Here is a 25,570-nt window from a genome sequence, read left to right as displayed (position 1 = left end):
CACGGTGATGTTCGCCGAGCGCGGCCTCACGCCGGCCGAGATCGGCGTCATCCTGGCGGCGTGGTCGGCGGTCTGCGTGCTGCTCGAGGTGCCGTGCGGGGTCCTGGCCGACCGCTTCTCGCGCCGCGGGCTGATGGCGATAGCCCAGCTGGTGCGGTGCGTGGGCTTCGGGGTCTGGCTCGCCTTCCCCGGCTTCTGGGGCTTCCTGATCGGGCTGATGCTGTGGGGCTTCAAGAGCGCCACGCTGTCGGGGGCGTTCGAGGCGGCGATCTACGACGAGCTGAAGGCGATGAACCGGCAGGACGAGTACGCCCGCATCTTCGGCCGCACCCAGGCGGCGCGGTTCTCGGGCGTGCTGGCCGCCTCGCTCGCGGGGGCCGCGCTGGCGTTCCTGAGCTACCCGCAGATGATCGCCGCCAGCATCGCGACCGGCCTGGCGGCGGCGGCTTCCGCGCTGCTGCTGCCGCCCGCGCCGCGGTCCCTGGCCACCGGCGACTGGAACTACTTCGGCCACCTGCGCCGCGGCGCGCTGGAGGCCATGCGGCTGCCCGGCGTGCCGCGCCTGCTCACCTTCATCGCCGCCACCCAGGCGGTGGTCTGGGCGCTGGCCGACTACTGGCAGCTGTTCGGCCAGCAGGTGGGCCTGCCGAAGTCGGGCATCGCGCTGTTCATGGCCGCGCTCGCAGCGGCGGGAACCCTGGCGGCGGCAGTGGCGCACCGGTTGCACGCCCTGCCCGAGCGGGCGCTCTACCTGATGATCCTGGCGGCCGGCGGCTGCGTCACCGCCGCCGCGGCGACGTTCCAGCCGTGGGCGGTCGTGCTGCCGATGATCTACGTGACCCTTTTCTGGCTGGTCGACGTGAACGCCGACGCCCGCTTCCAGCACGCGCTCAAGCCCGAGACCCGCGCCACCGTGGCCTCGGTGAAGGGGTTCGTCATGCAGTGCGGCACGGTGCTCCTGATGCTCGCCTTCGGCTTCGTGGCCGACGCGGGGTCATACCAGGCTGCGTTCCTGGCGTCGGGGATCGCCGCCATGGCCGTGGGCGCGGGCTACCTGCTGACCTCGCGCCGTTAGCCTCACGCGGCCAGCTTCCAGGCGAACTTCAGGTCCTCGACGAAGGCGGCGTAGGCCTTGGCCTTGGCTTCGGCGTCGGGCACGCGCAGCAGGTACGAGGGGTGGTAGGTGACGACGCCCTGGGCCTGGTCGGAGAGCTGCAGCGCCTGCTGCCGGAACTTGCCCACCGGCGTGGCCTTGCCGAACACCGCCAGCGCCGCCGTGGCGCCCAGGCTCACGATCACCCGCGGGCGGATGATCCGCCGCTCGGCGTCCAGCCACCAGCGGCAGGCGGTGACCTCGCCCGAGGTCGGGGTCTGGTGGATGCGCCGCTTGCCGCGCAGCTCGTGCTTGAAGTGTTTCACGGCGTTGGTGACGTAGGTCTCGGCGCGCGGCACGCCGGCTTCGGCCAGGGCCTTGTCGAACACCTGCCCCGCAGGCCCGACGAACGGACGGCCCGCCAGGTCCTCCTGGTCGCCCGGCTGCTCGCCCACGAACAGGAGCTTCGCCTTGCGCGGCCCCTCGCCCGCCACGCCTTGCGTCGCGTCGCGCCAGAGGTCGCAGCGGCGGCAGTGATCGACGCCGGCGGCGACCTCGTCCAGCGTCGTAGGAGCCACGCCGTCCCACGGCGCGTCGCGGCTGTTGCGGATCGCGGCCTTCACGACCCGGCGGCTGGGCTCGGACTTAGCGACCATCTCGGGCTCCAGAGGGCTCCTGACCCGCTCGGGAATGGGAGCCCCCTCGGGCGGGTTCCGCCTCGGGTCGAAGATCGCGGCGTAGCGGGCCTTCCAGTGACTCTCGAGTTGGTCGACGCGCGGCGCATCGGCCGGGTCGGCGCCGGGCGTGATGGTGAGCTGCGCCAGGGTCCAGTGGGCGCAGACGTCCGGGGTCAGGATCGACCAGCGGGTGTTGGCGAACCGCCTCACGAAGAACGGCGCGGTGGCCTCGACGACGCGGTGGGCCGGCTCGAACCAGGCGACGAAGGCCTCGCCCTGGTCGTCGTAGGCGCCGCAGAAGCGGACGAAGGCCTTCATCTTGTGCGCCGCCTTGTCGACGTCGCGCGCCAGGCCCGCCGCCAGGGCGACGTCGGGGTCGGAGGCGATGCGCAGCAGGCCGGGCTGGTCCTGCAGCCGCCAGAGCAGGCGGTAGAGCAGCGCGAACCGCTCGTCCGACCGGTGCAGGATCACCCGCTCGGCCAGCTCCACGAAGCCCTTCGGCACGGTGAAGCTCCCGGCCGGAGGTGAATGCAGAGCCAGGGCCCCTTCGCCGCCGACTTCAGGGGGGGACGTGACCGCGAACGGCGAGGCCTGGTCGTCTACGGTCCACAGTGTGTCCGCGGGCGCGACGGCCCGGGCGCGCAAAGCCCGCGCGGCCGCGCGCCAGCCGTCGAAATCCGTTTCGTGGGCGAGCCGGACCACCTCCATCGGCAGATGGTAATGTTCGCTATTTGTTCGCGCAAGAGGGGAGTGACTGGATACTTTGCAAACTGGCCGTCGCGCAGAGCCAACAGCGCTTGTTGAGCAACCGGCGGATTGACGCGGGCCCGACCGCCGCGCCCAATACCTCATCGCTGGCATAGACCCGATGGGCGTCGGCGGCTGAGAGACCGGTCCTTTGGCAAGGCTCATGCTCCCGCTCAAGCAGCGACGGGAGACCGCCAATGCCGATGTACACCTTCCACCTGTGCCACGCGGACGGCGGATCACCGTCGTTCGAGGCGTTCGAGCTTCCCGGTGATGGCGGCATCTTCGCCCTCGCCGAACGGCTCCTGGGACAGCACGAGAGCTGCGACCACGTAGAGGTCTGGGAGGGCGAGCGCGCCGTCCTGGCGCTCCACCGGGACCAGCCCGTCTTCCGGCCGATCCGCGAGAGCCAAGTCCACGTTCAATGCTGACCGACGAGCGCTTGCGGGCGGCGCGCCAGGCCAGCCACGCGCTGCAAGCCGAAGGCTACCTCGCGCGGGCGACCGCATTGGCGCAGGAGGCCGCCGCAGAACCCCTGCCACAACGCCGCGCGGTCCTGCTTGCCGCCGCCGACAGGTTGGCCAGGCTGGCTGGGCATGAGTTGCCGGCGACAGCTGGGGGCCGCTAGTCCGACTTCTTCTCGGGCTCAGACGCCTTCGGCGCGATCGTGCTCCCGGATCCAGACGTCATCCTCGGCCACCAGGATCGTGCCAGCCGGCATGGCCTTCCAGGACGAGCTCCTCGTCCGCGAAGGCGCTGGCCTGCGCCACGGCGGCCACCAGGTCGGGTGGTGAGACCGGCTTCGCCACCAGGCCCTGGAAACCGGCCGCCAGCAGCTGGGCGCCGGATTCCGCGTCGGCGTCGGCCGTGAACGCGAGGATCGGCGTCGCGCCATTCGGGCCAGGTTCGCTGCGGATCCGCGCGAGGGCGCCGGGGCCGTCGAGCCGGGGCATGCGGACGTCCATCAGGATCACGTCGTAGGGCCATTGGGCGGCCAGCTCCGCCGCCGCGACGCCGTCCTCCGCCTCCGTCACCTCGGCGCCGACTCCAGCGAGGATCAGGCCGACGAGCTCGCGGTTGGCCGGATGGTCATCGACGATGAGCACGCGGACGCCGCCGAACGCGACTTGGTCCTGGGACGGCCCCGCCGGCGCGCTGGTGACGGCCTGCGTGCGCGGCGCCGGAACGGTGAAGGCGAAGCAGCTCCCCTGCCCGACTTCGCTGGTGACGCCGATCTCACCGCCCATGGCTTCGACGATGCCCTTGCAGATCGCCAGCCCGAGGCCGGTGCCGCCGGTCCGGGTCAGCGATCCGTCGACCTGGCTGAAGCGCTTGAACAGGCGGTCAATGCGATCCGCCGGAATACCTGCGCCCGTGTCGCGGACCGCCACGTGGAGGGCCTGTGCGCCGTCGTCGTAGGCGACGGAGAGCGTGACCGACCCGGTCTCGGTGAACTTCACCGCGTTGCCAATCAGGTTGAGCAGCACCTGGCGCATGCGGTCGGGGTCGAGCATGGCGGCGTGGTCGTCGGCGAGGTCGCAGTCGAAGATCAGCTGCAGGTCCTTGGCGCCGGCCTGGGGTTGGAAGAGGTGCAGGGCCGACCGCGTCAGGCCCGCCAGGGCCACCGCCTGGGTTTGGAAGGTGACCTGCCCGGCCTCCAGCTTGGAGAAGTCGAGGATGTCGTTCACCGCGCTCAGCAGCGCCCGGCTGGCGTCGGACACCCGCTCGACATAGGTGCGGGTCAAGGGCGCCAGTTCCGGCTGCTCGAGGGCGAGCTTGGTGAAGCCGAGCACGCTCGTGAGCGGGGTTCTGAGCTCGTGGCTCATGTTGGCCAGGAACTCGGACTTCACCTGGGCCGCGGCCTCGGCCTCTTCCTGCGCCCGCCGCAGCGCCGCTTCCATCTGCTGACGAACCGAGACGTCGCGCAGCACGGTCACGACCTCGACCACCTTGCCCGCCTCGTCCCGCACCAGCTTGGGACTGCCCTCCAACCACACCTCGGCGCCGTCGGGCGTGATCACGCGGTGGACGCGCCGCACCGACGCGTCGACCTCGGCGCCGCTGAACAGCCCGGCCACGATGGCTTCCGAATGGGCGGCGTGCTCCGGCGCGACGATCTTGAGGATCGACTGGCCGACGGCCTTCTCCGGATCGACGCCGATGGCCCGGCACGAGGCGGAGATGTAGCGCACGAGGCCGTCGGGACCGAAGCGCACAAGGATGTCGGAGACGTTTTCCGCCAACGTCCGGTAGCGCGTCTCGCTTTCAGCCAGAGCCTCGGCGGCGGCGCGCCGCTCGGAGACGTCGCGCACCAGCGAAACGGCGCCGACCACTGCACCGGCCGCATCGCGCACGAGCGACAGGCTGCCCTCGACCCAGATCCATTCACCGTCGCCGCGGCGGATGCGGTACTGGCGATCTGCCGCCTCTATCTCGTCGCCGGCCATGCGCTTGGCCAGGCGGCGGAAGAGGCGCTCCAGGTCCTCGGGATGGACGAGGTCGGCCCGGCGGCGGCCCACGAGGTCGGCGGGCTCATAGCCGAACTGCCGGGCCGCGGGCGAGGCGTAGACGATCCGGTCGTCGGTATCGATGCGCACCAGGAGGTCGGGCGCGTGGTCGGTCAGGATTGCGAGCTCGGCCTGCTTGCCGGCCAGCTCGGTCTCCGCGGCCTTGCGGTCGTTGATGTTGCGGAAGACGTTCAGGAGCTCGACGGGCTTGCCCTCGTCGTCGGTCAGGACGGTGGGGTTGCCCTCCAGCCAAACGTACGTGCCGTCCTTGCACCGGAAGCGATGCTGGCGGTCGCGCAACTGATCGGCCACGCCGTCGCGGACGAGCTGGCTGGTGTTGTCGACGTATCGCTCGCGGTCGTCCGGGTGGACCAGCTCGATGCCGCTGGTCCCGATGAGGTCCTCGGGCTCGTAGCCGAGCGCCCGGCAGGCCGGCGAGATGTAGACGATCCGCGCGGTCAGGTCGGCCCGAACGATGATGTCGTGGGCCCGATCGGCGATCAGACGGTAGCGCGACTCGGCGTCGCGGGCCTCGGTGAGGGCGCCGCCGAGCGCCGCCTTCAGCTCGCGGGCGCGCGCGGCCTGAATCGCCAGGGGCACGCTCACGTAGAAGCAGACCGCCAGGAACGCCTGGAGCGCCAGCACCTGCACGGCTACCGAGCCTTCGATCAGCGCGAAGGGGCCGAGGCCGGCGACGGTGCATGCCACCGCGATGGCCAGCGTGGCCAGCAGGCCCGCCGCCGCCCCCGCGATGCGCAGGCGCCAAGTGACCAGCAGGAGGGCGGCCACGATCAGATAGGTGAGCGGCTGCCCGTCCTGCAGGAACACCCCGCCGACGACCAGCAGCAGCAGGCCCAACGGCCAGGCGTCACGGCTCACCAGTCGCCGCCAACTCGAGCGGTCGCCTGCGAGCGCAAGAAGGCACGGGGTGATGACGACGAGGCCGGCGAAATCCGCCATCGCCCAGGTGGCGAAGCTCGACATCGCCGGGGCGCCGCCCGACGCGGCGAGGAACACGGTGGCCAGGCCCGCGCTGGCGAGCGCGCTGACCGCCACGATGGCGGCGTAGCGGATCAGGTTGCCCACGCGGGACATGTCGGGCGTTCGGCCGAGCACCCGCACCAGCAGCATCGCACAGCCTGCCGCCTCCAGCGTGTTGCAGAGGGTCAGCGCCACGGCGAGCGCCGGATCGCCGCCCACGACGAGGCTGGCCAGCAGTCCGCCCAGCGCGCCCATGCCCGTAAGCGCCGGCCAGGCCGAGCGGCGCGACATCAGGAGGACCGTGAGGAGGAAGGCGTTCGGAAGCCAGATCGGCGAGACCCGCTCCAGCCCGCGCGGAAGCATGAGGCAGAGCCAGGCGAATGCGAACGTAAGGCCGCAGACGCCGGCCAGACGCGCCCACTTCAGACCCCTGGCGTCCTGCCGGGCGACATCCACCCTGAATCCCTCCATCCGGCGCCCCTCTTGCACGCCAGACATTCCCGCTTTCTTTCACGCGGGGTGGCCGAGTGTCGCAGGCCACCCTCTGCAAGCTCTACCACTCGCCAGATTCCGGACGTGATCGCGCCCCGGCACGGCCACGTTGACGAGAGAGCACTGCACGCAAGGTCGGGGAGAGACCGAAGGGACCTTTCTATGCGAACCATGCTCATCTCGGCCGCGGCGCTGTCGCTGGCCTGCGCTCTGCCCGCAGCCGCCTTTGCGGAAGAACCCGGCAAGACGGCTGAACCGGCCGCGGCGGCGAAGACCGAGAAGACCAAGAAGGCCAAGACCGACAAGGCCGAGACGCCCGCCACGGCCGACGATGCGGGCAAGTCGGCCTCGACCCAGACCGAGCCGTCGGACGCGGCGTCGAACCCGCCGGCGGACCAGAAGGCCCCCGCCGAGGAAACGGCGACGCCCGAGACCAAGCCCACCACCGCGCCGCAGTAGGCGGACCGGAACGCGCGCCGCGGGGAGACCTGCGGCGCGGTTCTCGTGAGGACCTCCTCCCCCTACGGGTGAGGAAGATTAGAACGCTGCCTATAGCGGCCCCTTGAATACGAACCATGCGCCGCCCGCGATCAGGGCGAAGCCGACGGCGTGGTTCACGGTCAGGCGCTCGCCGAGGTAGGTCACCGAGAACACCGCGAAGACCGCGAGTGTGATGACCTCCTGCATCGCCTTGAGTTCGGCCGGATCGTAGACGTGGCGGCCGATGCGGTTGGCGGGAACGGCCAGCCAGTATTCGAAGAACGCAATCCCCCAGCTCACCAGGACGATGATCCAGAGAGCGCGATGCTCGACCTTGAGGTGGCCGTACCACGCGAAGGTCATGAAGACGTTCGAGGCGACCAGCATCAGCACCGGCGCCGTGAAGGCCCAGACGGACGGCATGGCGCGGCTCCCCTCACCCGAATCCCTGCGCACATCCTGCCACGCACACCGCGACCCCGGCGCCGGGGGTTTCGCCGAACGTGGTGTCCGATAAGCTTCCCGCCAGTCCTGGGGAGAGTCGATGAGTGACAGGTTCCGCGAGAAGCTGGAGCTGGTGCTGAAGGCTTTGTCGATCAGCCGCGGCCAGTTGGCGGCCGAGCTGGGCGTGGACAAGTCGGCGGTCGGGCGCTGGGTGACCGGCGCGGCGGTTCCCACCGGCTACAACCTGGTCCGGCTGACGGCGGCGGTGGCGCGCCGGGTCCAGGGATTCACCGCGCTGGACTGGGACCGCGGCGTGGGTGAACTGGCCCAGCGCCTGGGCGCGGACGCGCCGGCGGGACCGACGGCGGCGGGGCTGCCGCTGGCGATCCTGGACCAGGCCGTCGCCACGACCCAGCTGCGGTGGGCGGCCTATGAGGGATTCTTCCGCTCGACGCGGCCCTATGTGCTGCAGCCGGGCCGGTTCGTGCACGACCACGGGATGATGCGCCTGGACCCCGCCTCGGGACTGCTGACGCTGAAGATCGGGTCGGGCGGGACGATTGCGGAGGGCTGGATGCTGCCGCTGCACAACCAGCTGTTCGCCATCGCCGCCGACGCGTCGGGGGGCGCGGTGCTGTTCGGCCTGTTCAACGGCGTGTCGGCCCCGAGGGTGGAGGTGGTCGACGGCCTGGTGCTGGCGCCGGCGCTCGACCCGGGCCGCACGCCGACCGCCTACGCCATGATGTTCGAGCGGGTCGGCGACCTCACGGGCGATGCGGCGGCGGACGACGCCACCTTCGCGCGGCTGGCCGCGCAGCACCCCCTGGCCCCCGAGGGCTCGGTGCCGGAAGCGGTGGCCCGCCACCTGCTGCGGGACGTCGGGCCGGCGCAGATCCCGCTGGGCGGCGACCTCCTGCTGCAGCTGCCGATCGCCCGGTCGCTGGCCCGCGGCGCGGCCTACAGCGAACCTGCCCACACCTGACAGGCGAACCGGCGCATCGCGGCGCATGCCGGTGCGCAACGATGCAAGCCGCCGCGCCTTCCCGCACCGCCCGGCGCACGGTCTCCTCGACGTCACACAGGCTTGGCTTCGGAGGGGTGGACACCCTTCTCCGAGAGCCGGAGCGGCGGGTCGCGGTCCCCCTGTCCCTTCGTGCGGGACAGACGTGATCCGCCGCTGGACGTCGCCCCCGGTGGCGATAGCGACCTTGCCCCCCGCGAGGTCGTGGGTTGGGGAGGACGCGGGCCCGAGGGTGCATGGGCCCGCGTCCAGTCCGCGCCATTTGGAAGCACGCAGGTTAAGGCGACGACAAGGCCTGATGGGCAAGATGGGCGCGTCGCCAACTGGGGGGCCGCATGCCGGGCAGGCTTCGATCGCTAGCGGAACATGCCGCCGTGCGCCTCTCGGCGCTCGCGCTCGGCGCCTTCGCGCTCGCCCTCGCCTGCATCCTCTTCACCCGCGACCACGGCCAGGTGGCCGCCATCTGGCCGGGCAACGCGCTGGCGTTGGCCATCCTGCTGCGGCTGCCGCCCCGCGCCTGGCCAGCCTACACGGCGGCGGCGGTGGCCGGGCTGACCGCGGCGAACCTGGCGGTCGGCGACTCGTTGCTGCGCGCCCTGTCGTTCGCGGTCGGCAACGGCGCCGAGATCCTGCTCGCCGCCGCCATCGCACGGCGGCTGGCCGGACCCGCGCCCGACGTGACCCGGCCGCGCCACCTCATGGCCCTGGCCGCCGCCGGCGTGCTGGCTCCCATCGTCTCCGCCGCCAGCGGGACCGCGATCATCGGCGGCGATCCGCTCCAGGTGATGGCGCCATGGTACCTTTCCGACGCCCTCGGTCTGATCCTCATCACGCCGGCCCTCACGGCGCTGGCGGTCGACCACGGCTCGCTCCGGGCGATGTTCGCCCGCCGACGGAACCTGGCGCCGGTGCTGGCGCTGGCGGCGGCGCTAGCCCTGGTGTTCGGCCAGCAGACCTATTCCTTCTTCTTCGTGCTCTTCCCGCCGCTGGTCTGGTGCGCCTTCTCGCTGGGCGCGGCCGGCACGGCGCTGGTGCTCCTGATCACCATCTTCGTGGCCGTGGTCTCTACCCTGAGCGGGTACGGCTCTGCGACGACCATCCCCGGCGGCCTGCCGATGCAGCTGGCCGTGCTGCAGGTGCTGCTGGCGACGGTCAGCCTCGTGACCCTGCCGCTCACGGCGGTGCTCGCCGAGCGGCGGCGGCTGGACACCTCGCTGCGTGAAGCCCTGGCCAGGATAGGCGAGAGCGAGGCGCGCTATCGGATGCTGGCCGACAACGCGACCGACGTGATCCTGAAGATCGACGCCTCTGCGGTCGTCAGGTACGCCTCGCCGTCGATCGCGCAGTTCGGCTACGCGGCCGACGATCTGATCGGCCGCCCGGTCTTCGAATTCATCCATCCCGAAGACTACGGGCTGGTCACCGCCCGCGCCGGCGCGATGGCCAAGACCGGCGCCGTCGACCCTCAACTGGAGCGGGCCTACCGGGTGCGCACCAAGGACGGCCGCTTCGTCTGGGCCGAGGGCAATCCCACCATCGTGCGCAACGCCGAGGGGCAGTTCGAGGCGGTGGTCACCCAGATCCGCGACATCAGCGCGCGTAAGGAGGCCGAGGCGGCCACCGCCGAGAGCGAGGCGCGCTACCGCGTGCTGGCCGACCATGCGACGGACGTGATCCTGAAGGTCGATGCCGAGGACACCATCCTCTACGTGTCGCCGTCGGTGACCCGTTACGGCTACGACCCCGAGCAGCTGGTCGGGCGCAGCGGGTACTCCATCGTCCACCCGGACGATGCGCCGAAGCTGCGGGCCCTGCTCGCTGAGCTGTTCCGGGCCGGCGTGGTCAACACCACGCGCGACCGCACCTACCGCATCCGCACCGCCGACGGCGGATGGGTGTGGATGGAGGGCAACCCGTCGCTCGTGCGCAACGACGCCGACGAGGTCGTTGCGGTGATCTCGCAGCTGCGCGACGTGAGCGCGCGCCTCGAGCTCGAGGACCAGCTCAAGCAGGCCCGCGACGAGGCCGAGGCGGCCGCGGCGGCCAAGGCCGACTTCATGGCCAACATGAGCCACGAGATCCGCACGCCGCTGACCGCGATCCTGGGCTTCACCTCCCTGCTCGAGGGCCGGCAGGACCTGACGGACGAGGCGCGCTACCAGCTGGGCCGCATCGGCGGCGCCGGCCAGGCGCTGCTGGCGATCGTCAACGACATCCTGGACTTCTCGAAGCTGGAAGCGGGCCTGATGCCCATCCGACGGAAGCCGGTGGCGGCGCGCGACATGCTGGGCGAGGCGATCGGCCTGTTCGAGCCGCAGGCGGCGGAGAAGGGCCTGACCCTCAGCTTCGCGCCGACCGACGACCTGCCGGCGTACGTGAGCCTCGATCCCGACCGGCTGCGCCAGGTGCTGCTGAACCTGATCGGCAACGCGGTGAAGTTCACCGAGGCCGGCGCGGTGACGGTGACGGTCAGCTACGCCGGCGACCGCCTGCGCGTGGCGGTGAAGGACAGCGGCGCGGGCATGGACGCCGAGCAGCAGGCCAAGCTGTTCCAGCGTTACTCCCAGGTCGACGGCTCGATGGCCAAGGCCGGGCGCGGCACGGGCCTGGGGCTGGCCATCTGCCGCGGGCTGGTCGAGGCCATGGGCGGCGAGATCGGCGTGACCAGCGCGGTCGGCGAGGGCTCGACCTTCGCCTTCGAGATCCCGGCGCCCGCCTGCGAGGTGCCCACCGCGGCGCTCGGCGACGACGCGGCGCCGACGGGCCTCTCGGGCCTGCGCGTGCTGCTGGCCGACGACAACGCGCTGAACCGCGAGCTGACGGCCTCGGTGCTGGCGCCGTTCGAGATCGAGGTCACTGCGGTGGAGGACGGCGCCGCTGCCGTCGAGCTGGCGCAGATGCTGCCCTACGACGTGATCCTGCTGGACATCCGCATGCCGGTGATGGACGGCCCCGAGGCGGCGCGGCGGATACGCGGCGCGCCGGGCCCGAACCGCGACGCGCCGATCCTGGCCTTCTCGGCCGACCACGAACTGGGCGAGGCCGCCGCCGGCCTGTTCGACGGCCATGTGAGGAAGCCGATCGACGTGGCGGCGCTGCTGGAGGCCCTGGCCGAGGTCACGGCCTGGGAAGAGGCCCTGGCGGCCGAGGGCTAGACCCGCCGGCGGCGAAAGTCCTTGAGCATCTCGTGGGCCGCGTTGTGGCCGGGCGCTCCGGTGACGCCGCCGCCGGGATGCGTGCCCGCGCCGCACTGGTAAAGGCCGCGGACCGGCGAGCGGTAGTCGCCGGCGCCCAGCACCGGCCGGGCCGAGAACAGCTGATCCAGGCTGAGGCGGCCGTGCATGATGTCGCCGTTCACGAGGCCGAAGGTGCGCTCGAGGTCCAGCGGCGACAGGACCTGGCGGCCCAGCACCGACTTCGCGAAGCCGGGCGCGTGCTTGTCGACCGTGGCGATCATCAGGTCGGCGACCTCGTCACGGCAGTCGTCCCAGGAGCGGCCGCCGGGCAGCTCGGGCGAGACGTGCTGGCAGAACAGGCTGGCCACATGCTGGCCCGCGGGCGCCAGGCTGTCGTCCAGGGTGGACGGGATGAGCATCTCGACGATGGGCTCCTTCGACCAGCCGTGGACGCGGGCGTCGTCGTAGGCGCGCTCCATGTAGGCCAGGCTGGGGGCGATGATGATGCCGGCGGTCAGGTGGTCGCCCGCCTCGGGCTTCACGGTGAAGCGGGGCAGCTCTGACAGCGCCACGTTCATGCGGAAGGTGCCTGAGCCCGAGCGGTACCGGGCGATGCGCTCCTGGAAGTCGGCGGGCTGGGCCGCGCCGGCCACCAGCTTGCCGAAGGTGAGCTGCGGATGGAGGTTCGAGACCACCGCGCGGGCCTTCAGCGTCTCGCCCGACGCGGTGACGACGCCTGTGGCGCGGCCCTTCTCGGTGAGGATCCCGGCGACCGTAACGTCGGTGCGGATCTCGACTCCGCGCTCGCGGCAGCAGGCGGCCATGGCCTGGCTGATCGCGCCCATGCCGCCGATCGCGTGGCCCCAGGCGCCCTTCTTGCCGTTCACCTCGCCGAAAACGTGGTGCAGCAGCACGTAGGCCGAGCCCGGCGTGTAGGGGCTGGCGTAGTTGCCGACCACGCCGTCGAACCCGTACGCGGCCTTGATCGGCGCGCTCTCGAACCAGCCGTCCAGCCAGTCGCCGGCCGACTGCGAGAACAGGGCCAGGAGATCGCGCTTGGCGGTGAGGTCCAGCTTCGAGAGCTTGCGGCCGAGGACGGCGCTCTTCAGCAGCTCGGGCAGCGCCTCGGCGAAGCTTCCCTCAACGAGGTTCGGCGGCGTCGCCAGCACCAAGTCGCGCAGGACGTCTGCGATGCGGTCGAGGCGGTCCCAGTAGGCGGGCAGCCGCTCGGCGTCCTTCTTCGAGAAGCGCGCCGTCTCGGCCTGGGTGATCCCGTCGCCGACACAGAAGTGGTCGCCGTCCAGCGGCAGGAAGTTGGACATCTTCCGCTCGACGACCTTCAGGCCGTGGCGGTGCAGCTCCAGATCGGCGATGACCCGCGGATTGAGCAGCGAGACAGTGTAGCTGGCCACCGAGTTCTTGAAGCCAGGATGGAATTCTTCGGTCACCGCGGCGCCGCCGACGACCCCGCGCCGCTCCAGCACCGTCACCTTCAGCCCGGCCTTGGCCAGGTACGCCGCGCAGGTCAGCCCGTTGTGGCCCCCGCCGACCACGATCACATCAGTCGTCATGGCCGCCCACTGGCACGGCGGCGGGCGGGCGGCAACTGGCCGCGCGGACCGGCTAGTGCGCGAAGATGCGGGGGAAGGAGGCCTTCACGACGTCTCGCAGGCCGCTCCGCGGGTTCGACATGGCCTGCAGGAAGGCGAGCGCGTTGGCGGCGGGGCCGTCGAACTCGAAGAGCGTGTCTTCGAATCGGCAGCCGCTGATCCGGGTGGGGCCGAGGCCCGCGTAGACCAGCGTGGCCTTGTGGAAGCGGCAGTCGACGAAGCTGGAGTCGTCGAGGCGGACGCGGCCGGTGAGGGTCTCGCCCCGGCGCTCCCGCGGATCCGATTGCGACTCTCGAGACAGGCCCGAGTAGGGAGCGGACATACTACGCGGCACGGGACTAGCTCCGAACAGACCCTCAGGCTCAGAACGCGGAGCTTGGCCGGTCGATCCCGACAATGCGACGAGCGGCGCGCTGGAACCGCAATCAGCCTCAGCCATTCCCGAACGCATGGCCCGGCTCGCGATCCGTCACGAGACCTTCTACACCTACGAGAAGCCCGTCTCGTTCACCCAGCACCGGCTGCTGCTGCGGCCGCGCGACAGCCACGCTATCCGCGTGGCGGACGCGGTGCTGACCGTCTCGCCCCCCGGCGAAGTGCGGTGGGTGTACGACGCCCTGGGCAACTCGGTGTGCTGCTTCACGCCCGCCGGCGACTCCCGGGTCCTGTCGATCATCAGCGACCTGGTGATCGAGCGCTTCCCGGCGCAGATCTCGGACCTGCACATCCAGGATCCGCAGACCGCGACGCCGATCGTCTACACCCCCGCCGACCGCGCGACGCTGGCGCCTTTCATCGACCCGGCCACCGACGACACCGAAGGCGACCTGCTGAGGTGGCTGCGCGACCGGGTGGGCGGCCCGCACGAGCCGGCGCTGGCGTTCCTGCTGCGGCTCAACCGCTCGATCCACGACGCGTTCGAGTACCAGCCGCGCGACATGGGCGCGGCGCAGGATCCCGCCCACACCGTGCGCACCGGCGCGGGCACCTGCCGCGACTTCGCCTGGCTGATGGTGGAGTCACTGCGCCGGCTGGGCTACGCGGCCCGCTTCGTGACGGGCTACCTCTACTGCCCCGCCCACGGCGATTTGCGCGGCGCGGGCGCGACGCACGCCTGGTGCGAGGCGTTCCTGCCCGACCTGGGATGGACTGAGTTCGATCCGACCAACGCCCTGGCCGACAGCCCCGACCTGATCCCCGTGGCCGTCGCGCGCACGCCCCTGGAGGCCGCGCCGGTGTCGGGCGCCATCTACGGCGACCCCGGCGAAACAAGCCTGGCCGTTCACGTGGATGTGCGCGCCCTTGATTCGCTTCCGGCGGCCGCATGAGTCAGAAATTCGACAGCGGCGACAAAAAAAGCAGGGCAGACCCATGACGCATGGCTTCCAGCAGCAGAACTCGATGCTGGGCGTGAGCTTCCCGAAGTCCGCCGCGACGCCACAGCATGGCCAGAAGCCGCCCAAGAAGCCGCTGCCCGTCCGCGAACCGCGCAGCTACAAGCCGCGTCCGGGACACTAGCCGACACGTACCATCAGCCGTCATGGCCGGCAGTGTCGCGGGGACAAGCCCGCCGACGCCGCGCTATGATCGATGCGCGTGGATCTGGGAAAGTCTGACATGAGCCTGTTGGTAGGTCGTCGCGAGCTTCTGGCGGCAGGTGTGGGGTTGCTGGTTCCGGGCGCGGCCCTGGCGGCACCGCCGCCTCGGCTGGCCTTCGCCGTCTTCCGGAATGGGACGAAGGTGGGCGAGCACGTCATCACCTTCACGGGCGACGACGACGCCCGCACGGTCTCCACCGACGTCAACATGACGGTCAAGGTGGGGCCGGTGCCGGTCTACAAGTACAAGCACACCGCCGTGGAGAAATGGGCCGGCGGCAAGTGGGTCAGCGTCGACACCACGACGAACGGCAACGGCAAGGTCTATCGGGCATCGGGCCGCGCCTTGGGGAGCCACGTGGCCATCACCGGGCCCGACGGCGCCCAGCGCGGTCCGGCCGACGCCGTGCCGCTCAGCCACTGGAACCAGGCCAGCTTCGGCCGCCCGCTGTTCAACCAGCAGGAAGGCAAGATGCTGAAAGTCACCTGCAGCAAGGTGAAGGCGGGCCACTGGCAGATCCGCGGCGACGCCGAGATCGACGACTTCTACGACGCGCAGGGCAACTGGATGGCGCTCAAGGGCAAGCTCGAGGACGGCTCGAAGCTGGAATACAAGCGGATCTGATGGTCGCCTGGGCCGATCCTGGCCTGCGCCGGGCCGTCCGATGGGTGGCGGCCCTCAACCTCGGCTACTTCGGCGTGGAGTTCGCCGCGGCGCTGGCGATCGGGTCGGTGGCGCTGTTCGCCGATTCCATCGACTTCCTCGAGGACGCCTCGGTCAACCTGCTGATCCTGCTGGCCTTGGGCTGGTCGGCGGCGGCGCGGGCGCGGCTGGGGATGGTCCTGGCCGCCATCCTGCTGGCGCCGGGCGTCGCCACCCTCTGGACGGCCTGGGAGAAGGTCAATTCGCCGGTCGCGCCGGATCCCGTCGCGCTCTCGGCGACCGGCCTCGGCGCACTGGCCGTCAACGTGGTCTGCGCGGTGATGCTGGCCCGCCACCGCGCCACGGGCGGCAGCCTCTCGCGGGCGGCGTTCCTCTCGGCGCGCAACGACGCCTTCGCCAACCTCGCGATCATCGGCGCGGGGTTTGTGACGGCGTTAGCCTGGCGCTCGGCCTGGCCCGACGTGATCGTGGGGCTCGCGATCGCGGCGATGAACGCCGGCGCCGCGCACGAGGTGTTCGCGGCGGCCCGCGAAGAGCAGCGTTCGGCCGACTTGCCCGAGGCGGGCGGCCGTGGCTAACTCCCGCCATGTGCACCGAGCGCCTCAGGGGCTGACGCCCACTCGCTGAATCCATGGCCGCCGCCGCGGAATGCGGGGCCGAGCCAGTGCGCAGTTCTATGCCCTGGGGGCATGTTCCATGAGCTTCTTCAGCAACGAGGCGATCAACCGCCTCAACGCACATACCGCGGTCCAGGCGTTCGCCGAGAACGCGGGCGGCATTTTCGTCCTGGTCTTCATGCTGCAGGCCGGCGTGCCCGCGCCGCTGGTGCTGTGCGCCATGGCGGCGATGAATGCCGGGCGGTTCGTGCTGCGCCCGCTGGCGCTGCCGCTGGCGCGGCGGATCGGCCTGCGCGAGACCCTCATCCTCGGCACCGTGTTCGAGGCGGCGATCTATCCGGTGCTGCCGCTGGTGAAGGGGCTCGACCTCGCCTTCCTGGCCGTGGTCCTGATCGGCCCCGTGGGCAGCGTCCTCTACTGGACCTCGTACCACGCCTATTTCGCCAGCGTCGGCGACGACCAGCACCGCGGCGGCCAGATCGGCGTGCGCCAGGCGCTGACGTCGGTGATCAGCATCGCCGCGCCCCTGGCGGGCGGCTGGGCGCTGGTGATGGCCGGGCCCTGGCCGACGTTCCTGGCCGTGGCGGCGATCCAGGTGCTGGCGGCCGCGCCGCTGCTTGGGGCGCCCCGCCTCCCGGTCGCCCCCGAAGCGCCGGGGGACCTGAAGGGGGCGCGGCTCGCCATGGGCCTGATGGCCTGCGACGGCATCTTCGCCGGCGGCTACCACTACATCTGGCAGATCGCCCTGTTCGTGGCGCTGGGCGAGCGCTTCGAGGCCTATGGCGGGGCGATGGCCCTGGCGGCGCTCGCCGGGGCGGCGTCCAGTCTCGTCGTCGGCCGCTACATCGACGCCGGGCGGGGACGGACCGCCATCATCGTGGCGCTGATCGTGGCCGTGGGCGTGCTGACGCTGCGCGGCTTCAGCCTGAGTTCGCCGTGGATGGCGGTGACGGCCAACGCCCTGGGCGCGCTTGTCGTCGCGCTGTGGATTCCCGCGCTGATGGCCCCGATCTACACCCTGGCCAAGGCCTCCTCCTGCCCGCTGCGCTTCAGCGTGGCGACCGAGACCGGCTGGGACCTGGGCTGCGGCGGGGCCTGCCTGCTGGGCGCGGCCCTGATCGCGGGCGGCGCACCGTTCGCAGCGCCGATCCTGGTCGGGGTCGCCGGCGCCCTGATGGCGTTCGCGCTGCTCTGGCGGCGCTACGGCGCGATGGAGCCGGCGGCCGCCAGCCCATAGTCGCCGCAACCCGTTGCGCGCTCTGGAAATCGCCCTAGCATTGGACCGGATCTTCGAAAAACATCCGCCGCTTTTGAGGGGAGCCGTGGTACGCGGGCGCCGAAACCTGCACACGGGCATCGATGGACGCCAAGCTCGAGGAAACCGAAGACGCCGCCCTGACGGCCGCCGACGACGACCTCGCCGCGCGTGAGGCGGCCTACGAGAAGTTCGTCTGGGACAACCTCAAGCGGAACTACCTGGGCAACTACCTGCACGGCATGCTGGGGATGACCGGCTTCCGGCTGGTCAATGCGCCCACCTTCCTGCCGGCCTACCTGTTCGCGGTGTCGGGCTCGAACAGCGTGGTGGGTCTGGCGCTGGCGCTGCAACAGGTGGGCGGGATCATCTCGCCGATCTTCGGCGCCACCAAGGTCGAGCACCGCACCAAGGTGATGCCGGCGGCCATGTGGATGGGCGGGCTGGGGCGCCTGGCGATCCTGGGCATGGGGATCGCCGGGTGGCTTCTCTCGGGCCAGCCGCTGGTCTGGGCCCTGCTGTTCTTCATCCTGATGTTCGGGATCTTCATGGGCGCGCAGCGGGTGGTCTTCAACCTGCTGATGTCGAAGGTGATCCCGATCAGCCGGCGCGGCCGGCTGCAGGCCTGGCGCAACGCCACCGGCGGGCTGATCGCCGCCATCCTCGCCTGGGTGGCGGGCAAGTACTTCATCGAGACCAACCTGTTCGGGAACGGCTATTCGACGACGTTCGTCTTCGCCTTCCTGCTGACTAGCGCGGGCCTCTGGGCCCTGCAGCTCCTGCTGAAGGAGCCGGAGCCGCCGACGGTGCGGGCGCAGGCGCGGTTCCGAGACCGGCTGCGCGACTTCCCGCAGCTGATCGCCCAGGACAAGGCCTACGCCGCCTTCCTGGTGGTGCAGATGCTGGCCACCTCGGCGCGGATCGCGACGCCGTTCTACATCCTCTACGTCGGCAAGGTGATGGGCGCTGACGGGGCGACGCTGGGGCTCTTGTCGTTCGCGTTCCTGGGGGCGGACACGGCCTCGAACCTGCTGTGGGGCTACCTCGGCGACAAGACGGGCTTCCGCGTCGTGCTGATCGCCTCGCTGATCGGCTGGGTGGGGGCGACCCTGATGCTGCTGAACCTGCACGAGCCCGTGTGGATCTTCGCCGCCTTCGCGGCGCTGGGCGCGTCGCTCAGCGGCTACATGATGGCCGCCAACACCATGATCCTGGAGTTCGGGAACCGCGACGACCTGCCGATGCGCATCGCCGTCTCCGCGACCGCCGAGAGCATCACCGCGACCGCCGGCCCGCTGATCGGCGGCGTGGTGGCCGAGCTCTACGGCTACAACGTGGTGTTCATGGCCTCGCTGGGTTTCCTCGTCTCGGCCTTCGTGGTCCTGGTGCTGGCCGTGCGCGACCCCCGGCGGCGGGCGGCGGCGTAGCCGGTCGCCCCGACGGGAACCCGAGCCGTCGCCCGACATTTCCGTCAGGGGCGTAGCTTGGCCGAACGGCCATCGGGAAAGGACATGAACACGGCAGGTGGACAGATCGCCTCGCAGGCGTCGACGGGCGTCGCCGGACTCGACGACATCCTCGCCGGCGGCTTTGCGCGCGACCGGGTCTACCTGCTGGAGGGAAGCCCCGGGACCGGCAAGACGACGACGGCGCTGAGCTTCCTGCGCGCCGGCGCTCATAAGGGCGAACCAGGGCTCTACATCACGCTATCGGAGACCGAGGAGGAGCTGCGCGACACGGCGGCGGCCCACGGATGGGACCTGGAGGGCATCGAGGTCTTCGAGCTGACCCCGCCTGAGAGCCTGCTGGACGAAAAGCAGCAGCAGAGCCTGCTCTATTCGTCCGACCTGGAGCTCGGCGAGACGACGAGCATGATCTTCCAGGCGGTGGAACGGTCCAAGCCAGTCCGGGTGGTGATCGACAGCCTCTCCGAGATCCGGCTGCTGGCGCAGAGCTCGCTACGCTATCGCCGCCAGGTGCTGGCGCTGAAACACTATTTCGCCCGGCACCACGCGACGGTGCTGCTACTGGATGACCTGACCACCGACACCCTCGACAAGACCGTGCACAGCGTGGCCCACGGCGTGATCCGGCTGGAAGAGCTGGCGCCCGAGTACGGGGCGGAGCGGCGACGGGTGCGGGTGGTGAAGTATCGCGGCCGCAAATTCCGCGGCGGCTACCACGACTTTACGATCAAGACCGGCGGCCTCGAGATCTATCCCCGCCTGGTGTCGGCCGAGCATCGCACCGCCTTCGACCGGACACCGCTGGCGAGCGGGATCGAGGGGCTGGACCAACTCATGGGCGGCGGCCTCGAGCGGGGCTCGAGCTGCCTGATCCTGGGCCCGGCCGGGACCGGCAAGTCCCTTATGGCGATCCACTTCGCGGTGTCGGCCGTGGATCGCGGCGAGAAGGCGGCCCTGTTCGTGTTCGACGAGGAAGTGGGTTTGCTGTTCGATCGCGCCAAGGGCATGGGCATCGACCTGCAGCGGATGGTCGATGGGGGCGACCTCATCATCCAGCAAGTGGACGCCGCCGAGCTGTCGCCCGGCGAGTTCACTGCGCGCGTGCGCCACTGTGTCGAGGCCAAAGGCATCCGCACTGTGGTGGTCGACAGCCTGAACGGCTACCAGGCGGCTATGCCCGAGGAACACTTCCTGCTCCTGCACATGCACGAGCTGTTGCAGTTCCTGAATCGCCAGGGCGCGACCACCTTCCTGACGGTCGCCCAGCACGGCCTGGTCGGCGAGATGCGGGCGCCGGTGGATGTCACCTACCTGGCCGACACGGTGCTGCTGCTGCGCTACTTTGAGGCCGTAGGCGAGGTGCGAAGGGCGGTGTCGGTGATCAAGAAGCGCTCTGGCCGGCACGAGAAGACGATCCGCGAGTACGAGATCGGCGACGCCGGCCTGACCGTCGGTCCGCCCCTGACCGACTTCCAAGGCGTCCTGCGGGGCGTGCCGAATTTCGTTGGGCCCGGCGCGGGGCTGATGGGCGAACGTTCCGCATGACGTCCACTCCGAACCTCGGCTCGGAACGGACGCTGATCCTGGCTCCCATGGGCCGTGACGCCCAGGTCGCTTCCGCCATCCTAGCGGAGGCCCACATCGCGACGGCTGTCTGCGGCGATCTGCACGCGCTGATGCCCGAGTTGGCGGCCGGCGCGGGCGCGGCCCTGATCGTGGAGGAGGTCCTGCATGAGCAGGACTATCGCGGCCTCGCCCGCTGGATCGAAGCCCAACCGCCCTGGTCGGACTTCCCGGTGATCGTGCTGGCGCCCCGCGGCGGCGGGCTCGAGCGCAATCCTGCGGCCGGCCGCTTCATCCAGGCCCTGGGCAACGTCACCTTCCTGGAGCGACCCTTTCATCCGACCACCCTGGTCAGCATCGTGCAGACGGCGCTGCGCGGCCGGCGGCGGCAGTACGAGGCCCGCGTTCGACTGGAGGCCCTGCGCGCGGCGGTCGCGCGTCAACGACAGGACCAAGCCCACCTGCGGCTCCTCATCAACGAGCTGAACCATCGGGTGAAGAATACGCTGGCGACGGTCCAGTCGATCGTGACCCAAACCCTGCGCAGCGCCGACGTCTCCACGCGCACCCGCGACGTACTGACATCCCGGATCGTGGCGCTGTCGAAGGCCCACGACGTGCTGACCAACGAGCAGTGGTCGGGGGCGGATCTCGGCGAGATTGCGGCCCAGGCGGCGCAGCCGTTCCGCCTGGGCTTGGGCGAGGAACGGATCGTCATGAGCGGGCCGCGCGTCCGCGTGTTGCCGAAGACGGCCATCGCCTTCGCGCTGGCCGTGCACGAACTGGCCACCAATGCCGTGAAGTACGGCGCCCTGTCGGGCAACGAAGGACGCGTCGACTTTTCCTGGCGCATCTCGGGCCGCGGGGACGGGCGCGAGCTGACGGCCGTATGGCGGGAAATCGACGGACCGCGGGTCACGTCGCCGACACGCGCGGGCTTCGGCACGCGACTGATCGAGCGGGGGCTGGCGGCCGACCTGAACGGCGAGGTGACGATCCGGTATCCCGCCGACGGCGTAGTCTGCACGATCCGGGCCCGGCTGGAGGGCGCCGAACTCGAGGTCTCCAGCGGCACACCGACGAATCCCCGACGCCGTCGGACTGAGGCCGAGCCGAACGTCCCTTCTCCGCCTGCCTTTGGCGGTCGTTGATGTCTGTGCTAAGGGCGCGGCCATGGTCCGTCGCAACGCCAACCCGTCCGGTTGCATGGGCGCCACCCTCGCGGGGCGTCTGGCCGGTCGTGCGCGCGTAGTCGCCTAAGCCTTCCAGACGAAAGCCCCGCCGGACCGGCCGGGGCTTTGGACCACTCGATCAGGAAGGCGCTCCCCGGCCTCCGGCTCATTCGAAGAGAGACGGAGATGACTGAGACAATACCCCTGCCCCCGACGCCCGTGCTGGAGACGGCGCGGCTGGTGCTGCGCCCGCTCGCGGAACGCGACACCGCCGCCGTGCAGCGGATCTTCCCGCAGTGGGAGCTGGTGAAGCACCTGCACGCGGGCGTGCCCTGGCCCTATCCGGAAGACGGCGCGGCGACGAACATGGTCCAGTGCCTGGAGGACCGGGCGAAGGGCCTGAAATTCTACTGGGCGATCACGCTGAAGGGCTGCGACGAGATCCGCGGCCGCATCGACCTGTGGGCCTACGATCCCGAGCGGCGCGACTCGCGCGGCTTCTGGCTGGACCCGGAGCTCTGGGGTCAGGGCCTGATGACCGAAGCGGCCAACGCGGTCACCGACTACGCGCTCGTGACGCTGGGCTGGCCGCACCTCTACCTGACTAACGCCATCGAGAACCGCCGTTCGGCGCGGGTGAAGGAGAAGCAGGGCGCGACGCTGGCCTACACGGAGCCGTACGATTTCGTGGTCGGCCGGATGGACCGGCAGGTGTGGCTGCTGACCCGCGAGGCGTGGCTCGCCCGGCAGGCGAAATGAGCGGACTGCCCAGGTTTTCGGCATGAATTGCCCGAAAAGCAGGCTGAATCGCCCGCGGACGGGCGCTCGCGCGGGCGCCCGTCCGATAGGCGGTTGGCCGGCCTCCTGCCCGCTGCCTATGCAGGCTTTGCCTTGCGTCTAGGCAGATCGGCGGAAAACCGCCGGCGGCGCGGGCCGAGGGGGAGACGTCATGACCCGGGCGCGCGTGCTGGCCGGACTATCGACGCTGATTTTCGCGGCAGGCGGCGCCGGGTCGGCGCTGGCGCAGGACGCCCCGCCCGCGGCCGATCCGGCCAACACCGCGTGGATCCTGGCGGCCACGGCGCTGGTGCTGTTCATGACCCTGCCGGGTCTGGCGCTGTTCTATGCGGGCCTGGTGCGAGCGAAGAACGCGCTGTCGGTGATGATGCACTGCGTGGCGATCGCCTGCCTGGCCTCGGTGCTGTGGCTGTTCGGCGGCTACAGCCTGGCGTTCTCGGGCGCGAACCCGATCATCGGCGACCTCGCCAAGTTCGGCCTGCCGATCGGGCGCGACGCGGTGAGCGGGACGCTGCCGGAGAGCGTCTTCTTCGCCTTCCAGATGACCTTCGCGATCATCACGCCGGGCCTGATCGTCGGCGCCTACGTCGAGCGGATCAAGTTCAGCGCCGTCCTCCTGTTCTCCGGGCTCTGGCTGCTCGCGGTCTATGCGCCGGTCTGCCACTGGGTTTGGGGCGGCGGCTGGCTCGCCCAGCTGAAGGTGATGGACTATGCCGGCGGCCTCGTGGTGCACGCCACGGCCGGCGTCTCGTCGCTGGTGGCGGTGGCGATGCTGGGCCCCCGCGACGGCTTCCCGGGTGACCTGCACCCGCCGCACAACCCCGGCATGACCATGATGGGCGCCGGCATGCTGTGGGTGGGCTGGTACGGCTTCAACGCCGGCAGCGCGCTGGCGGCGGACGGGGCGGCCGGCTCGGCGCTGGTGGCGACGCACATGTCGGCGGCGACCGCGGGCCTGGTCTGGTCGCTGATCGAGAAGCTGAAGTTCGGCCGCACCAGCATGGTGGGCGTGGTCACCGGCGTGGTGGCGGGCCTGGCCACCGTCACCCCGGCGTCGGGCTTCGTGGGCCCCGTCGGCGGCGTGATCCTGGGCGCGCTGGGCAGCCTGGTCTGCTTCCACGCCGTGCAGCCGGTGAAGTCGCTCCTGAAGCTGGACGACAGCCTGGACGTCTTCGCCGTGCACGGCGTGGGCGGCATCCTGGGGACGCTGGGCGTGGCGGTGCTGGCCGCCGCCGAGCTGGGAGGCGCGGGCTACGCCGAGGGCATGGACACGGGCGCGCAGGCGGGCGTGCAGGCGATGGGCGTTGCGGCGGTCTGCGCCTGGTCGGCCATCGTCTCGGCGGCGATCCTGCTGGTCTGCAAGTTCACCGTCGGACTTCGGGCGACGCCTGAGGCGATCGAGGACGGGCTGGACCTGTCCACGCACGGGGAGCGGGCGTATCAGGCATAGCCATCCCTCCCCTTCAGGGAGGGACAGGCGGCGTCAGCCGCCAGGGTGGGGAAGCTTGGGGCCAGGACGCAGATGTTGGGGAGGATCGACACTTCCCCACCCGTCTCGCTTCGCTCGCCGCCCTCCCCTAGAGGGGAGGGATGAAGCCGGAGATGATCCAGGTTCCGACGGCGCTCTGGGCGCATACCGCCTTCGACCTCGCCGCCTGGGGCGCCGGGATCGGGCTCAGCGTCGTGCTGTACCGCTGGCGTCTGCGGGGACTGACCGAGGCCGTCGCGGGCAAGGTCGGCGGCGGCTACTTCGCGGCACTGGCGGCGGGCGCGATTCCCGGGGCGTGGCTCGCGGGGTCGCTGAATTCGCTGCAGGGGGCGCAGCCGGCGCTGTCGCACAGCGTGGTGGGCGCGCTGGTCGGGGCGATCGTGGGCGTCGAGGTTTACAAGGCGCTGCGCGGCGTGACGGGGTCGACGGGCGGGGTGTTCGTGGGGCCGTTCGCCCTGGGCGTCGTGATCGGACGCTGGGGCTGCCTGTTCGCCGGACTGCCGGACGGGACCTATGGCGCACCCACAACGCTGCCCTGGGCCGTGGACCAGGGCGATGGCGTCGGCCGTCACCCGGTGCAGCTCTACGAGAGCCTGGCCATGGCCGTGTTCCTGGCCATCTATCTCGAAGGCCTGGCGCGGCGGCGACCGTGGGCGATGCGGCGCGGCTTCTACGCCCTCTGCATCTGGTACGGCGCCACGCGCTTCGGTTGGGAGTTCCTCAAGCCCTATCCATCGTTGATCGGGCCACTTAACGTCTTCCATATCCTTTGCGGGGGGCTGGTCGCGTATGGATGGGTCTACTACCGCGCAAGCCTCGCCCGCGACCGTTCGCAAGGCGGCGCCCTACCTGTTCCTCGGCCAGACCACGAGCCTGTGTGAGACCTGCCTCGCGCTGGTCCCGGCCAAGGTCATCGGCGAGGACGGCTCAGTCTTCTACCTGAAGCGCTGCCGCGAGCACGGGGTGCAGAAGACCCTGATCGCCGACGACATCGCCTACTGGAAATCGCAACGCGAATGGCTGAAGCCCGGCGACCGGCCGCTCAACGTGGCCACGCGCACCGACCATGGGTGTCCCTACGACTGCGGCCTCTGCCCCGACCACGAGCAGCACTCGTGCCTGGCGATCATCGAGGTGAACGAGGCCTGCAACCTCTCGTGCCCGGTGTGCTTCGCCGACAGCTCGGTGAAGCGCGAGGGCCACCGGCCACTGGCCGAGATCGAGCGGATGCTGGACGTGATCGTGGCGGCCGAGGGCGAACCCGATCTCGTGCAGCTCTCGGGCGGCGAGCCCACCATCCACCCGCAGTTCTGGGAGATCCTGGATGCGGCCAAGGCGCGGCCGATCCGCCACCTGATGATCAACACCAACGGCCTGCGGATCGCCCGCGAGCCGGGATTCGCCGAGCGGCTGGCGGGGTACATGCCGGCCTTCGAGGTCTATCTGCAGTTCGACAGCCTGAGGCGCGACGCGCTGATGGAGCTGCGCGGCGCCGACCTGACGCGGGTGCGGATCGAGGCGTTGGACGCGCTGGAGCGGGCGAACATCTCCACGACCCTGGTGGTGACCCTGAAGAAGGGCGTCAACGACGGCGAGATCGCCGACGTCGTCCGCTTTGCCCTGGACTGGCGGTGTGTGCGGGGCGTCACCTTCCAGCCGATCCAGGACGCCGGCCGCAACGACGGCTTCGACGCGCGCCGCCACCGGATCGTGCTCACCG

At 70.7% G+C, this 25,570-nt stretch carries 21 protein-coding genes and 1 pseudogene; 17 read left to right on the top strand and 5 right to left on the bottom strand.

The window, feature by feature from the left end; genetic code table 11:
• Positions 1-1,075: MFS transporter (locus VGD44_RS04290; protein WP_331084223.1), on the top strand; the 1,075-nt coding region annotated here is incomplete at its 5' end.
• Between the two features lie 2 nt (positions 1,076-1,077).
• On the opposite strand, the gene VGD44_RS04285 is transcribed toward VGD44_RS04290, so the two are convergent.
• On the bottom strand, positions 1,078-2,478 hold the full coding sequence (locus VGD44_RS04285) for a UdgX family uracil-DNA binding protein (protein WP_331084221.1): 1,401 nt from the start codon (positions 2,476-2,478) through the stop codon (positions 1,078-1,080).
• A gap of 236 nt (positions 2,479-2,714) precedes the next feature.
• Here VGD44_RS04285 and VGD44_RS04280 point away from each other — a divergent pair, with 236 nt between their 5' ends.
• Positions 2,715-2,948, top strand: coding sequence for a hypothetical protein (locus VGD44_RS04280; RefSeq protein WP_331084218.1), 234 nt, complete (start codon positions 2,715-2,717; stop codon positions 2,946-2,948).
• 255 nt (positions 2,949-3,203) lie between these two features.
• Here VGD44_RS04280 and VGD44_RS04275 read toward each other — a convergent pair whose 3' ends face one another.
• On the bottom strand, positions 3,204-6,476 hold the full coding sequence (locus tag VGD44_RS04275; protein ID WP_331084216.1) for a PAS domain S-box protein: 3,273 nt from the start codon (positions 6,474-6,476) through the stop codon (positions 3,204-3,206).
• 183 nt (positions 6,477-6,659) lie between these two features.
• Here VGD44_RS04275 and VGD44_RS04270 point away from each other — a divergent pair, with 183 nt between their 5' ends.
• Positions 6,660-6,956 carry a hypothetical protein gene (locus VGD44_RS04270; protein ID WP_331084214.1) on the top strand — a complete coding sequence of 99 codons (297 nt, stop codon included), beginning with the start codon at positions 6,660-6,662 and terminating at the stop codon, positions 6,954-6,956.
• Positions 6,957-7,046: 90 nt separating this feature from the next.
• Here VGD44_RS04270 and VGD44_RS04265 read toward each other — a convergent pair whose 3' ends face one another.
• Complete coding sequence (locus tag VGD44_RS04265) at positions 7,047-7,400, bottom strand: DMT family protein (protein WP_331084212.1); 354 nt, start codon at positions 7,398-7,400, stop codon at positions 7,047-7,049.
• 121 nt (positions 7,401-7,521) lie between these two features.
• Between VGD44_RS04265 and VGD44_RS04260 the strand changes: the two genes are divergently transcribed.
• On the top strand, positions 7,522-8,403 hold the full coding sequence (locus VGD44_RS04260; protein WP_331084210.1) for a helix-turn-helix transcriptional regulator: 882 nt from the start codon (positions 7,522-7,524) through the stop codon (positions 8,401-8,403).
• Positions 8,404-8,816: 413 nt separating this feature from the next.
• A complete protein-coding gene (locus VGD44_RS04255) occupies positions 8,817-11,597 on the top strand; it encodes a PAS domain S-box protein (protein ID WP_331084208.1) in 2,781 nt (926 codons plus the stop codon).
• Here the strand turns inward: VGD44_RS04255 and VGD44_RS04250 are convergent.
• A pseudogene (locus VGD44_RS04250) lies at positions 11,594-13,195 on the bottom strand (phytoene desaturase family protein); the annotation flags it as partial. The gene VGD44_RS04255 and the pseudogene VGD44_RS04250 sit on opposite strands and share 4 nt — an antisense overlap.
• A gap of 46 nt (positions 13,196-13,241) precedes the next feature.
• Complete coding sequence (locus tag VGD44_RS04245; protein WP_331084206.1) at positions 13,242-13,562, bottom strand: hypothetical protein; 321 nt, start codon at positions 13,560-13,562, stop codon at positions 13,242-13,244.
• A gap of 115 nt (positions 13,563-13,677) precedes the next feature.
• On the opposite strand from VGD44_RS04245, the gene VGD44_RS04240 reads away from it, so the two are divergent.
• From VGD44_RS04240 to VGD44_RS04185, 12 genes are all read left to right on the top strand, one after another.
• The gene (locus tag VGD44_RS04240; protein ID WP_331084204.1) at positions 13,678-14,556 is read left to right on the top strand and encodes a transglutaminase family protein; all 879 of its coding nucleotides are present in this window, start codon (positions 13,678-13,680) and stop codon (positions 14,554-14,556) included.
• Between the two features lie 43 nt (positions 14,557-14,599).
• Positions 14,600-14,746: a hypothetical protein gene (locus VGD44_RS04235; protein WP_331084202.1), complete on the top strand. Its 147-nt coding sequence runs from the start codon at positions 14,600-14,602 to the stop codon at positions 14,744-14,746.
• A gap of 99 nt (positions 14,747-14,845) precedes the next feature.
• On the top strand, positions 14,846-15,451 hold the full coding sequence (locus VGD44_RS04230) for a DUF6134 family protein (RefSeq protein WP_331084200.1): 606 nt from the start codon (positions 14,846-14,848) through the stop codon (positions 15,449-15,451).
• Entirely contained in the window at positions 15,451-16,068 is a 618-nt protein-coding gene (locus VGD44_RS04225) for a cation transporter (protein WP_331084197.1), read from the top strand. The genes VGD44_RS04230 and VGD44_RS04225 overlap by 1 nt, the downstream gene beginning before the upstream one ends.
• Before the next feature lie 118 nt (positions 16,069-16,186).
• A complete protein-coding gene (locus VGD44_RS04220; RefSeq protein ID WP_331084195.1) occupies positions 16,187-17,344 on the top strand; it encodes a hypothetical protein in 1,158 nt (385 codons plus the stop codon).
• A gap of 122 nt (positions 17,345-17,466) precedes the next feature.
• Entirely contained in the window at positions 17,467-18,789 is a 1,323-nt protein-coding gene (locus VGD44_RS04215; protein ID WP_331084193.1) for an MFS transporter, read from the top strand.
• 84 nt (positions 18,790-18,873) lie between these two features.
• Positions 18,874-20,373 carry an ATPase domain-containing protein gene (locus VGD44_RS04210; RefSeq protein ID WP_331084191.1) on the top strand — a complete coding sequence of 500 codons (1,500 nt, stop codon included), beginning with the start codon at positions 18,874-18,876 and terminating at the stop codon, positions 20,371-20,373.
• Positions 20,370-21,542 (top strand): sensor histidine kinase, encoded by a 1,173-nt coding sequence (locus VGD44_RS04205; protein ID WP_331084189.1) that lies wholly within the window; start codon positions 20,370-20,372, stop codon positions 21,540-21,542. The genes VGD44_RS04210 and VGD44_RS04205 overlap by 4 nt, the downstream gene beginning before the upstream one ends.
• A 207-nt stretch (positions 21,543-21,749) precedes the next feature.
• A complete protein-coding gene (locus tag VGD44_RS04200) occupies positions 21,750-22,322 on the top strand; it encodes a GNAT family N-acetyltransferase (RefSeq protein ID WP_331084187.1) in 573 nt (190 codons plus the stop codon).
• Positions 22,323-22,512: 190 nt separating this feature from the next.
• Positions 22,513-23,811: an ammonium transporter gene (locus tag VGD44_RS04195; RefSeq protein WP_331084185.1), complete on the top strand. Its 1,299-nt coding sequence runs from the start codon at positions 22,513-22,515 to the stop codon at positions 23,809-23,811.
• A gap of 152 nt (positions 23,812-23,963) precedes the next feature.
• Entirely contained in the window at positions 23,964-24,731 is a 768-nt protein-coding gene (locus VGD44_RS04190) for a prolipoprotein diacylglyceryl transferase (protein WP_331084183.1), read from the top strand.
• Positions 24,640-25,570: radical SAM protein (locus tag VGD44_RS04185; protein WP_331084181.1), on the top strand; the 931-nt coding region annotated here is incomplete at its 3' end. The genes VGD44_RS04190 and VGD44_RS04185, both read left to right, overlap by 92 nt.

Origin of the sequence: Phenylobacterium sp. (assembly GCF_036402295.1) — a bacterium.
Classification (GTDB): Bacteria; Pseudomonadota; Alphaproteobacteria; order Caulobacterales; family Caulobacteraceae; genus Phenylobacterium.
The sequence above is the reverse complement of the archived record's forward strand: the minus strand, read 5'-3'. Positions and strand labels throughout refer to the sequence as shown.

What these genes read in the sequence shown, in the direction of transcription:
- VGD44_RS04195 (WP_331084185.1), top strand. Translation starts at nt 22,513, where the DNA reads ATGACCCGGGCGCGCGTGCTGGCCGGACTATCGACGCTGATTTTCGCG.
- VGD44_RS04265 (WP_331084212.1), bottom strand. Translation starts at nt 7,400, where the DNA reads ATGCCGTCCGTCTGGGCCTTCACGGCGCCGGTGCTGATGCTGGTCGCC.
- VGD44_RS04220 (WP_331084195.1), top strand. Translation starts at nt 16,187, where the DNA reads ATGAGCTTCTTCAGCAACGAGGCGATCAACCGCCTCAACGCACATACC.
- VGD44_RS04200 (WP_331084187.1), top strand. Translation starts at nt 21,750, where the DNA reads ATGACTGAGACAATACCCCTGCCCCCGACGCCCGTGCTGGAGACGGCG.
- VGD44_RS04285 (WP_331084221.1), bottom strand. Translation starts at nt 2,478, where the DNA reads ATGGAGGTGGTCCGGCTCGCCCACGAAACGGATTTCGACGGCTGGCGC.
- VGD44_RS04270 (WP_331084214.1), top strand. Translation starts at nt 6,660, where the DNA reads ATGCGAACCATGCTCATCTCGGCCGCGGCGCTGTCGCTGGCCTGCGCT.
- VGD44_RS04205 (WP_331084189.1), top strand. Translation starts at nt 20,370, where the DNA reads ATGACGTCCACTCCGAACCTCGGCTCGGAACGGACGCTGATCCTGGCT.
- VGD44_RS04225 (WP_331084197.1), top strand. Translation starts at nt 15,451, where the DNA reads ATGGTCGCCTGGGCCGATCCTGGCCTGCGCCGGGCCGTCCGATGGGTG.
- VGD44_RS04190 (WP_331084183.1), top strand. Translation starts at nt 23,964, where the DNA reads ATGATCCAGGTTCCGACGGCGCTCTGGGCGCATACCGCCTTCGACCTC.
- VGD44_RS04260 (WP_331084210.1), top strand. Translation starts at nt 7,522, where the DNA reads ATGAGTGACAGGTTCCGCGAGAAGCTGGAGCTGGTGCTGAAGGCTTTG.
- VGD44_RS04280 (WP_331084218.1), top strand. Translation starts at nt 2,715, where the DNA reads ATGCCGATGTACACCTTCCACCTGTGCCACGCGGACGGCGGATCACCG.
- VGD44_RS04210 (WP_331084191.1), top strand. Translation starts at nt 18,874, where the DNA reads ATGAACACGGCAGGTGGACAGATCGCCTCGCAGGCGTCGACGGGCGTC.
- VGD44_RS04235 (WP_331084202.1), top strand. Translation starts at nt 14,600, where the DNA reads ATGACGCATGGCTTCCAGCAGCAGAACTCGATGCTGGGCGTGAGCTTC.
- VGD44_RS04275 (WP_331084216.1), bottom strand. Translation starts at nt 6,476, where the DNA reads ATGGAGGGATTCAGGGTGGATGTCGCCCGGCAGGACGCCAGGGGTCTG.
- VGD44_RS04240 (WP_331084204.1), top strand. Translation starts at nt 13,678, where the DNA reads ATGGCCCGGCTCGCGATCCGTCACGAGACCTTCTACACCTACGAGAAG.
- VGD44_RS04230 (WP_331084200.1), top strand. Translation starts at nt 14,846, where the DNA reads ATGAGCCTGTTGGTAGGTCGTCGCGAGCTTCTGGCGGCAGGTGTGGGG.
- VGD44_RS04215 (WP_331084193.1), top strand. Translation starts at nt 17,467, where the DNA reads ATGGACGCCAAGCTCGAGGAAACCGAAGACGCCGCCCTGACGGCCGCC.